The sequence below is a fragment of the Synechococcus sp. R6-10 genome (genome assembly GCF_047461815.1).
GTDB lineage: Bacteria > Cyanobacteriota > Cyanobacteriia > Thermostichales > Thermostichaceae > Thermostichus.
Window position 1 is genome coordinate 1 of sequence record NZ_JANSHW010000079.1, and the last position, 8581, is coordinate 8581.

General features: G+C 56.6%; 12 protein-coding genes. 5 read left to right on the forward strand and 7 right to left on the reverse strand.

All coding sequences use genetic code 11. From position 1 onward, the window contains the following. A partial coding sequence (locus tag NW837_RS02660; protein ID WP_414329146.1) for a tetratricopeptide repeat protein occupies window positions 1-306 on the forward strand: 306 nt, incomplete at its 5' end. Between the two features lie 89 nt (window positions 307-395). Here the strand turns inward: NW837_RS02660 and NW837_RS02665 are convergent. Together NW837_RS02665 and NW837_RS02670 are read right to left on the reverse strand one after the other, a co-directional pair. Continuing rightward, window positions 396-578 carry a hypothetical protein gene (locus NW837_RS02665; RefSeq protein WP_011433450.1) on the reverse strand — a complete coding sequence of 61 codons (183 nt, stop codon included), beginning with the start codon at window positions 576-578 and terminating at the stop codon, window positions 396-398. A gap of 200 nt (window positions 579-778) precedes the next feature. Further along, a complete protein-coding gene (locus NW837_RS02670) occupies window positions 779-1834 on the reverse strand; it encodes a TauD/TfdA family dioxygenase (RefSeq protein ID WP_414329147.1) in 1056 nt (351 codons plus the stop codon). A gap of 319 nt (window positions 1835-2153) precedes the next feature. Here NW837_RS02670 and NW837_RS02675 point away from each other — a divergent pair, with 319 nt between their 5' ends. Beyond that, the gene (locus NW837_RS02675) at window positions 2154-2984 is read left to right on the forward strand and encodes a DUF1350 family protein (RefSeq protein ID WP_414329148.1); all 831 of its coding nucleotides are present in this window, start codon (window positions 2154-2156) and stop codon (window positions 2982-2984) included. Between the two features lie 330 nt (window positions 2985-3314). Here NW837_RS02675 and NW837_RS02680 read toward each other — a convergent pair whose 3' ends face one another. After that, window positions 3315-3563 (reverse strand): hypothetical protein, encoded by a 249-nt coding sequence (locus NW837_RS02680; protein WP_011433446.1) that lies wholly within the window; start codon window positions 3561-3563, stop codon window positions 3315-3317. Window positions 3564-3645: 82 nt separating this feature from the next. Here NW837_RS02680 and NW837_RS02685 point away from each other — a divergent pair, with 82 nt between their 5' ends. Both NW837_RS02685 and NW837_RS02690 read left to right on the forward strand, forming a co-directional pair. Then, entirely contained in the window at window positions 3646-4026 is a 381-nt protein-coding gene (locus NW837_RS02685) for an Npun_F0494 family protein (RefSeq protein ID WP_414329149.1), read from the forward strand. A 67-nt stretch (window positions 4027-4093) separates the two neighbouring features. Continuing rightward, on the forward strand, window positions 4094-4315 hold the full coding sequence (locus NW837_RS02690; RefSeq protein ID WP_011433444.1) for a hypothetical protein: 222 nt from the start codon (window positions 4094-4096) through the stop codon (window positions 4313-4315). A gap of 114 nt (window positions 4316-4429) precedes the next feature. Here the strand turns inward: NW837_RS02690 and NW837_RS02695 are convergent, their stop codons facing one another. The 4 genes from NW837_RS02695 to NW837_RS02710 form a co-directional block, all read right to left on the reverse strand. Then, entirely contained in the window at window positions 4430-5458 is a 1029-nt protein-coding gene (locus NW837_RS02695; protein WP_414329150.1) for a hypothetical protein, read from the reverse strand. Between the two features lie 344 nt (window positions 5459-5802). After that, window positions 5803-6915, reverse strand: a complete 1113-nt coding sequence (gene ribD, locus NW837_RS02700) for a bifunctional diaminohydroxyphosphoribosylaminopyrimidine deaminase/5-amino-6-(5-phosphoribosylamino)uracil reductase RibD (protein ID WP_414329151.1) — start codon at window positions 6913-6915, stop codon at window positions 5803-5805. 26 nt (window positions 6916-6941) lie between these two features. After that, window positions 6942-7136: a hypothetical protein gene (locus NW837_RS02705; RefSeq protein WP_011433441.1), complete on the reverse strand. Its 195-nt coding sequence runs from the start codon at window positions 7134-7136 to the stop codon at window positions 6942-6944. Continuing rightward, window positions 7133-7495, reverse strand: a complete 363-nt coding sequence (locus NW837_RS02710) for a hypothetical protein (protein WP_414329152.1) — start codon at window positions 7493-7495, stop codon at window positions 7133-7135. Before NW837_RS02710 ends, NW837_RS02705 begins: the two co-directional genes overlap by 4 nt. Window positions 7496-7768: 273 nt before the next feature. Between NW837_RS02710 and NW837_RS02715 the strand changes: the two genes are divergently transcribed. Beyond that, window positions 7769-8581, forward strand: an 813-nt coding sequence (locus NW837_RS02715; RefSeq protein WP_414329153.1) for a phosphoenolpyruvate carboxylase, incomplete at its 3' end; no start/stop codon positions are given.

Sequence of the window (8581 nt, forward strand, 5' to 3'; positions counted from 1 at the left end):
CCCACCCCTCCCCGCCTGATCTTGGTACGCTTGCTCAACAACCTCAAGCAAATTTATCTGAGCCGCGCCGAACTGGAACCCGCTTTGGCAGCAGCGGAACGGATCTTGTTGTTGATCCCTGAATCCTTGCCCCACCTAAGGGATCGCGGGCTGTTGTATTATCAGTTGGGCCGTTGGCAGCAAGCCTGCCAGGATCTCAAGCGCTACTTAAAACAGGCGCCTTTCCACCCCGAGATCAATCGCTCTGATGAGCATTTAATCCGGGAAATTGTCGAGAGATTGGAATCTCATCCCGACTCATGCTAGGAGCATGCACAATTGCTCTCAGTTGTGCGTTGTGTAAGTGTGTAAGTTTTGAGCAAGATCTGCCGTCGTTTGCAAGCAAGGCTAGGTTTCTAGCAGGGATCGGAAGCAGCCCTTACCTCTTGGCGCAAAATGGCTTCTACCAACTCATCCAGAGCCTCTAGATCAGATGGATCATAGTTTCTTTCCCAGAGGATTTGGTTAATGTTGGACTCCTGCTGCAGAGTTAAAACCGAAGATTGTAAAACCTCATCGATGATCTGGCGAATGCTCATCTTAACCTCGCAATCGTGAGAAGAATTGATGGCTTTGGCTCATAAGCCTAGAATGCTGGAAACGCTCTGCGATAGCCATCGTGAGGATCACGTATTTTGACATCAGTATCTGGGGCGACTCATCCAAACCCTTTCGGGGAAATCGCCAATAGTACTTTTACGGACTTGAGCTATGGATGGCGCTGAAGTCTGCGAACTTCTCAGGATCTTCTGAGACAGACCTGCTCCCCATTGAGGGCAGCTTGGGCCTCATCATCTGTTGCGAAGGCGGTGCGAATGATGCGCTCACCGGGATGGCGATCCCCTGCCGAAAGGCCGAGATCCCGCACCACAAATGAGCGCTGGATCCAGCGGTCGAAGCCATCGTAGCGGGGAGAGAAGGCAGTCCGTCCGTGAACGGTGCGGCGATTGTCAATACAGAGCAGATCCCCTGTTTCCAGCTTGATGCCTCGGTAGATAGAGTGGATCGCCTTCCTCAGGGCTTCTAGAGCCAGACTGGCTTCGGGGGTGAGCCCCACCATCAGGTCTTCGTCGTAGTTCCAGAAGGGATCCTCTCGACGGCCATACAGCACCGGCAAAATGGGTCCATTGATCAGGGCTTGCCGGTTGCCGAAGGAGTAGTCGATGCCAGTGCGATACAGGGGTTCAAACAGCAGCTCTCGATCGCGCTCTCCCAGCAAAGGCAGGACATGGCGGATGCTGGCGTAGGTGGTTTCCGCTACACGGTCATGGTCGGGGCGCAGGCAAAACAGCAGCAAAAACTCCGGTGAGTGGGGATGAAAAACCGTCTCGCGGTGAAACTGTAGCCGAGTGCGGGATCCCTCGGAAGATTGCACCTCTTCGCTGTCGGGAGTAGGCACCAAGTTTTGAAACAAATCCCCGTTCTTTTCTTGAATGTAGGAGACCAAATGCCCCAAGCGGCTGCCGATCATTGCCAAGCAGCGTTCGCTGACAAAAGTGGTTTTCTCCTCAGAGCGCTGCGCCAGAGCCGGTGTGCGGGTATGGTCAAGTCCGGGATCCACGGGCAAACCCCGCAGCAGCAGGATCCCTTCCGAATTGGAATACAACTGAAACTCCAGCAAGGCCCGCCGCAGATAACGGGGCAGCTCATCTGCCCGCATCTCGCAGTCCAGGAGAAATTCTTCTGTTTCCCGATAGGGATCGGGCCCAGGTGCCAAAAACAGGTTTATCGTCTTTTCATCAAAGCCCCGACAATCGATCAGCAGGCATCCTTTTGCAAGCTGTGAAGTCTTCATCACGATCCCTCACCACCCACTGCCCTAGTCATAGCAGCCGCAGCAACTTTTGGGCAGGGATCCTACACTCAAAACCCAATCTCGGCGAGTGTAGCGCACTACCCTTCGGTGCTAGAACCTCAGTCTGAGGCGGGGCAGAGTTTTGCCTGCTGCATCAGAAGTTAACTGGGGATCCCCATGTCTGGGCAAGATGTCCATTAGGATGAGTTCCAGGGGCTGGCCAGCGCGGGGAACCGGCGTAAAGTGGGCAAAGTGGGATCTGCCGAGCGCTGGGTTATGGGAAAAGCTTCAACAAACTCGCAGGCGAGGTTGCAACACCATGGCACCAACTTGGCAAACCGATGGGCATACTTGGTTCCTTCTGCCCCCTCAACCCCGCGCCGTCGTTCACTTTCTGGGTGGAGCTTTTGTGGGAGCTGCCCCGCAAGTGTTCTACAGCCGCCTGCTGGAAGAACTGGCCCGTATGGGCATGGCCGTTGTTGCCACCCCCTACACCACCGATATCGATCACGCCCAACTGGCACTCAACGCAGCCCAATCTTTGCACAGAAGCCTGCAAAGCAAGGGTTTGCTGGAGTTGCCCCTGTTTGGCTTGGGCCATAGCCTGGGCTGTAAGTTGCAGATCCTCGCTTGTCTGGCCGTTCCTTCTCTGGGATCCCGTCGGCGAGGCAATATTTTTCTGGCCTACAGCAATGCCGGGCTAGATCGGGCTTTGCCATTGCTGCGGCTGTTGGCTCAAGCTTGGCCTCAACAACAGCTTGCCGATCTGTGGCGGATGTGGATGGGATCCTCCTCGCCGCCTGTGAATCTGTGGTTAGAGTTCGAGCCTTCCCCAGCAGAAACCAACCGCTTAATTGAGGAGCAGTATCCGGTTAGACACAACCTGCTCGTAGAATTTCGACAGGATGATATTGACGACATTCCTCTGCTCTACCAACAGCTTTGCCGCAAGTATCAAGGCCACACCGAGTGGCAGCATCTCGAGGGGGATCACCTCACTCCACTGGGTTTTAGCTATCCTTTCCAAGTCGGGGAGGAGTTCAGCCCCATCGATGCTTTTGGACAGTTGATCTACCAGAACCTACTGGCCCCCAACCACCAAATGATCCGAAGCATCCGAGCCTGGCTGGCAACCCAATTGGCCCATTGACATTCTTCCCACGGCTCAAGTCAACGGATTTTTTTACAGCTTGCAGGATTTCTCCCGCTCACTGTTGGCAAGCGGGCGGCAGGTCTTGCTACTCCATCCTTGCGGATGCAGGAGGATGCCATAACCCCAGATACTTTGGCCTTCCATTTCAAACTAGATTGAAACACTCCCTAAGCGTTCTCCGCTGCCGCCCTACCCCCAGCAAGAGAGGGGAGCTCAAGAGAGGGGAGCTAGATGGAAATGTTTCATTCCGGCTTAAAACGACTATAAAAGCTGCGTCACAACCTCGCTAGCGGAGCTACTGCATTGGTGTAGCTCATGACCGCCCATTTACTGATCAAGCCAGCTCAAATCGGAGAGCAGATCTTGAGAGTAGGAAGAGGGGGACTGCGCTTGCAGATGAAACAACATCTGCAGGGTGTCGCTCATCAGAAAGTAACAGGTCAAGACGCCGCCGGCAGCCACAGCCACCAGTGTCCCTGCCAACATGCGCGAGAACTCCTGACTCTGAAAAGCCTGCTCCATCAAGCGCAGCGCCCAGAATCCCAGGAGGACAACAATGGCAAGGATGATCAACATATCGTAATTTATTGTAACAAGCCTGCTGCTCAACGGCCATTGACAGAATTGAATAAGAACATAAGGACTCCCCTTGTCCCTCATGCTCCATGACTCTGAGTCAGTGTACAGAAGGGCTTGGCGTGCCTGGATTTGCAGCCCTTTTCGGTTGCCCTTGCTGCAGGCCATGAGCACAAAAGGGATCCCACCAGCGAAGATTGCAGGTTGGGCCGGCGTTCAAGCGGGCTACAGCCGACGCCCGTTATCGGAAATGCGGGTGGATCAGGAGCTGATGTGGCTGATTCAGGTAGGGCTGTTGCGACGGGAAGTGGATGGGCAGGGGATCACCGACCGGTACCGTCTGGCACCTCTGGGTCGGCAGTTGTTGCAAGATCTGGAGAGGGATGAAACTTTTGCCGGGATCTCGGCAAGCTGGGCAGACCGCCTGCGCAATAGGCTGACCCGCTGGCGGCTGCTCCCCTGAGGATCCCCTACACTGGATCCAACTTTCAACGCCGCTCTCGAGGGGGGATATGGTACGGCCAAGGTTGATGCGTGTGCCCGGATCCCTGGCACTCCAACGTCCACTCCAAACCTCTTTGCAGCGGCGCAGCCAAGCAATTAACCGGCGCAGCAAGTCTATCTACCGCAAAACCCGCTCCCTCTACCGACGCAACTTGCCCCTTTATCTGCGCAATTTGCTGTTGCAATACCGCACCAGCCTTATCTACAACCTCAAAGCCAGGCCTGTCAGCAGAACCCGTCGAGGATAGCAAGCCCCCCTCTGGATCCCAGCACAACAGTCTTCACCCCGTCGGAGTTGGTGATGGAGATTGTCCACCCCCAAGCCTGTGTAACCCCGTAGGAGGGGTACTTCTTGCAGGAGACTATTGGATTGTGAAGCGGCCAACTCCCACCTTCTCGCCGTTGACATGAATCTCGACGCGGTAGCGGCCGGTGTAGGGCTGGCTGAAGCTCAAATAGCCTTGCACCGTGTCGCCGGGATCCCAGGGAACATCGAGCTTGCGGATTAGTTGCTCGCCCCCAGCTTCTCCGCCCTCGTAGTACCAGAGCATCTCCACCTTGGCGTTGGCAGGAAGGTTGCCCACCGGCAAGATGGCCCAGATCAAGGTGTCAGTGGTCTTGAACTCGGTTGTGGCCTCGCCAGGGCTGCCGTCCCCCCGACCTCGGTACAGGCCGATTGTCCTTAGCCCCGCCTCTTTGGGGGTTCCTTGGCTGTAGGCACGGGCATCCGCCTGCGCTTCCTGACCTAGGCGATCCAGCTCGGCCAGCAAATCTTCCTGCTGCTTCAGGGCATCGGTTGCTTCCTGCAGCCACCGGGCGATCTGCCGCTCTGCGGTTGGGGCTTCCGAAACCGGGGAAGAAGGCTGTGCAATCGCCCCGCTGAGGTTGCGAATGGGAAAACCCTGAGCTGTCCCCACCTCGCTGCCCAGTAAGTTCAGCCAGCGGCTTCGCACTTCGGACGTCATCTCTGGCTTTGCGGCATAGGCAATGCGCACACTGCCGCTTGGGCCTCGGGTGATCCGGCCAATCTCATGTTCCTCAACTCCACTCACCGTTCCACGACAGCCAGCACTGCGAAACTCGTAGAGCACATCTTCTTCGCTCTCCCGATGGAACTCCCAAGTCGTTTGGGGACAGTTGGCCAGGAGGTTGTCCCGCATGTGGTTGGCAAGAAAGCGCGGCGATCCCTCGACATGAACGTCCATGACGGAGAGCATCTCTCTCCAAGAGGCCAAGCTCTCTCCGGGCCGTGTGAGAAGGGTTAGAGTAACCCCTTCTAGGACTTGATGATCGGCGAAAACCCACTCCCCTGGATCCCCCTCGATGACGACGTTTCCCGATGGGCTGAGGAAAGCGGATGCAAACAGCAGGCCGGCAAAAAGATTCAACACAATGCCCTTCCTTATCCTGGGATTTGTACTTGAAAATGAGATAGGACGACTTTCAAGCCGCTCACTGGGCAAGCAAAGAAGGGCTGGACAAAGAGGCTAGAGTCTTCGTCGTTGCCGTTTGCAAGGTTCACCTCAGAAGAATCTTGATAGATTCCTATAGCTTGATTTTGCTAACCTTACCCAAATGTTATTGACTCCCCAGAACGCCGACCAGCCTAGCACAATTGAGCTCAATTCTGAACCCCACTTTGCAGAAATGCCGTGTTTTTCTGATGAGTATATCCACTTACATTGAACAGATATCAGCCTGTTCGTTCAGAAACCTCATGGCAATTGAAAGCTGGTTACTGTAGTAAGTCACTGCGGCCAACTGAAGAGGAGATCTTTCCGGTAATTAGCCAGTTATCCCCCAAGGTCTCCAGCCGCGGCTCCACCAGTTGCCAGCTCTGGTTTACATCAGGGATCCCCTCCCCTGCTACCGGGGTTGGCGCAGCGGCTCCGCCTAGGATCTTGGGAGCGATGAAGGCGGCTACTTTCTGGATCGCCCCATCTTTGAGGGCTGCCCAGGCCAGCGTGCCCCCGCATTCCCAGAGGGCGCTCAGACACCCCCGCTGAAAGAGCACCTGTGCCGCCCGCGAGGGGGTTACTTGGGGCAGATGCAGCAGCTCCACCCCCTGCTTGGCCAGGGATCCCCACAAAGGATGGGTTGCCACAGCTTCTGTGATCACCAACGTCGGCGCTTCTTCCACCTGCCACAGATGGGCGACGGGAGGTAGGTTCAGGGAACGGCTGAGGACCACCCGCAACGGCTGGGATCCCTGCAACTCCGCCAGGCGACAGGTGAGGCGCGGGTTATCCTGCCAAACGGTTCGGGATCCCACAATCACCGCATCGTGCCAGGCCCGCTGTTGGTGTACCCACTGCCGCGCCGGAGAGTTGCTGATCCAGCGGCTGTGGCCGGTGGCGGCGGCGCTCTTGCCATCCAGGGTCATGGCGTATTTCAGCAGGCCGAAACACTGTTGCCGCACAATGGCGAAGGCAAACCCCTCGTTCAGCTCCTGGCACTCCCGCTCCAGCACTCCCACCGTCACGTCGATCCCCGCCTCCTGCAGGCGGCGGATCCCTTTGCCAGCCACCAAGGGATTGGGATCCTGCATCCCCACCACCACCCGCCGGATCCCGGCGGCCAGGATGGCCTCGGTACAAGGGGGAGTGCGCCCATAGTGGTTGCAGGGCTCCAGGTTGACGTAGAGCGTTGCGCCTCTGGCCAGGGATCCCGCCTGTTGCAGAGCCAACACCTCGGCATGAGGCTGCCCTGCCCCCGGATGAATGCCTTCTCCCACCACCCGATCCCCCTGCACGATCACGCAACTCACCCGCGGATTGGGAGAGGGACGCTGAGGTGTGGAACGGGCCAGGGATAGACACCGTTCCATCCACTGCTGATCCGAAATCATAAAATGGGCATCCGCTCCAGAGCGGCTCAAGCCGGTGACAAGGCTGCCAACTTGCGGTTGAAAGCTGCAATTGCCTTGGATTCTAGCTCTGCCACCTGCAATGCGTAGTCGCGGGCGCGGGCCTTTTGTTCGTTGCTGACAATCTCTCCCGAACGCAGGCGATCCAACAAATCGAAGGGATCCAACACCTCATCCATCGGGAAGCGGCCCAGATGAATCATGATCGGCAGGCATATTCTTCGCCAAGAATCAGAGCGGAAGTGAGCGTGGGTGATTCCCTCTCTCCCAGCTTGAGGGTGGGACGAGCCTTGCGGCCAACCACCACCTGGCGATGGGTCTCGATCACTGCTCTGGCCCGATCCAGATCTTGATTTTTCCAATCCACAGCCAGCCTGAGGCGGTGGGCGATGAAATCCGCAGTGGCGATGTAGAGCAGAGTAAGGATCAAAGCATAAACCCGCGTCTGGGCAGTTGACGCCACCGTTGCACAAAACGCCGGGAAGGTGATCCCCGCCTCCACCACCGTGGTCACCCCTGAGCGGATCCCCGCCTCATCCGCCGGCAGACAAAAATCCCCCACCGACGTGAAAACCCAGTTGCCCGATTTTGTCCAATCCCTGGTCGGGATCCAGCAGATGTGCGTTGATAAACAGGGTGGCAGCCACCAGAACTCCTGTCAACAAGGCGTTAGACCGGTATTGCGGCAAGGTAAAACACTTTTTTCTTGCAATTTGTAGGCTCAACTACAAAATCCGACGCGGAGAAGACCGCAATCTGAGCGTGATACCTGCTACATCTGCCGTTTCGACAAACAGGCTCTAATATTGGGATGGTTATTCTAGGAGCTGCCTTCATGACCTCTTCCCCCCACCTGACCGCTGCAGAGGGGGCAGCGGGTTCTGCCAACGGGCTGAAGGAGGCCTCCCTGCTTGGGGAACGGGATCCCTTGGCCCATTCCCTTCAAGTCAACGAAGCCTTCAACCGCAGGAACAACCTGTTGAACCGTCGCCTGCAATTGGTGGAAGAACTCTGGGAATCGGTGATCCTGCAGGAGTGCGGTCAGTCTCTGGTGGATCTGTTGCAGCGACTGCGTTCCATGTGTTCCCCAGAAGGACAAGCCCTGGAGTACCCGATCCCAGAGGTACTACAAATTATCGAGTACCTCAGCCTCGACGCCACCATCCAAACGGCACGGGCCTTTGCCCTCTTCTTCCAGTTGATCAACATTGTCGAACAGCACTACGAACGGGCAGAAGACTCGGACATGCGCATGGTGGATAGCCAACAACGTACCGTGCGAGAAAACGAAAAATTTGAACGGCTGTTCCCTTACCTGCGGGCTCAAGGGGTGCCGCCGGGCCTACTGCGCAGATTGCTGGAGCAGTTGCACATTCGCATGGTTTTTACCGCCCACCCCACCGAGATCGTCCGCCACACCATTCGCGAGAAGCAACGGGCCTTCTCTCGCTTGCTCAGCCAACTGGATTGGGCAGAACAAACCCAGCCTTTGCAGGCCCAGATGATAAAAGAACAGATGGCGGAAGAAGTTTTGCTTTGGTGGCGCACCGACGAGTTGCATCAGTCCAAGCCGACTGTTTTGAACGAAGTCGATTACACTTTGCACTATTTTGAAGAGGTGTTGTTTCAGGCCATCCCCCTGCTGCAC

Excerpts from the sequence above, each read along its gene's own strand:
- NW837_RS02665 (WP_011433450.1), bottom strand. The coding sequence starts at position 578 with ATGAGCATTCGCCAGATCATCGATGAGGTTTTACAATCTTCGGTTTTA.
- NW837_RS02705 (WP_011433441.1), bottom strand. The coding sequence starts at position 7,136 with ATGATTCATCTGGGCCGCTTCCCGATGGATGAGGTGTTGGATCCCTTC.
- NW837_RS02670 (WP_414329147.1), bottom strand. The coding sequence starts at position 1,834 with ATGAAGACTTCACAGCTTGCAAAAGGATGCCTGCTGATCGATTGTCGG.
- NW837_RS02675 (WP_414329148.1), top strand. The coding sequence starts at position 2,154 with ATGGCACCAACTTGGCAAACCGATGGGCATACTTGGTTCCTTCTGCCC.
- NW837_RS02685 (WP_414329149.1), top strand. The coding sequence starts at position 3,646 with ATGCTCCATGACTCTGAGTCAGTGTACAGAAGGGCTTGGCGTGCCTGG.
- NW837_RS02690 (WP_011433444.1), top strand. The coding sequence starts at position 4,094 with ATGCGTGTGCCCGGATCCCTGGCACTCCAACGTCCACTCCAAACCTCT.
- NW837_RS02680 (WP_011433446.1), bottom strand. The coding sequence starts at position 3,563 with ATGTTGATCATCCTTGCCATTGTTGTCCTCCTGGGATTCTGGGCGCTG.
- ribD (WP_414329151.1), bottom strand. The coding sequence starts at position 6,915 with ATGATTTCGGATCAGCAGTGGATGGAACGGTGTCTATCCCTGGCCCGT.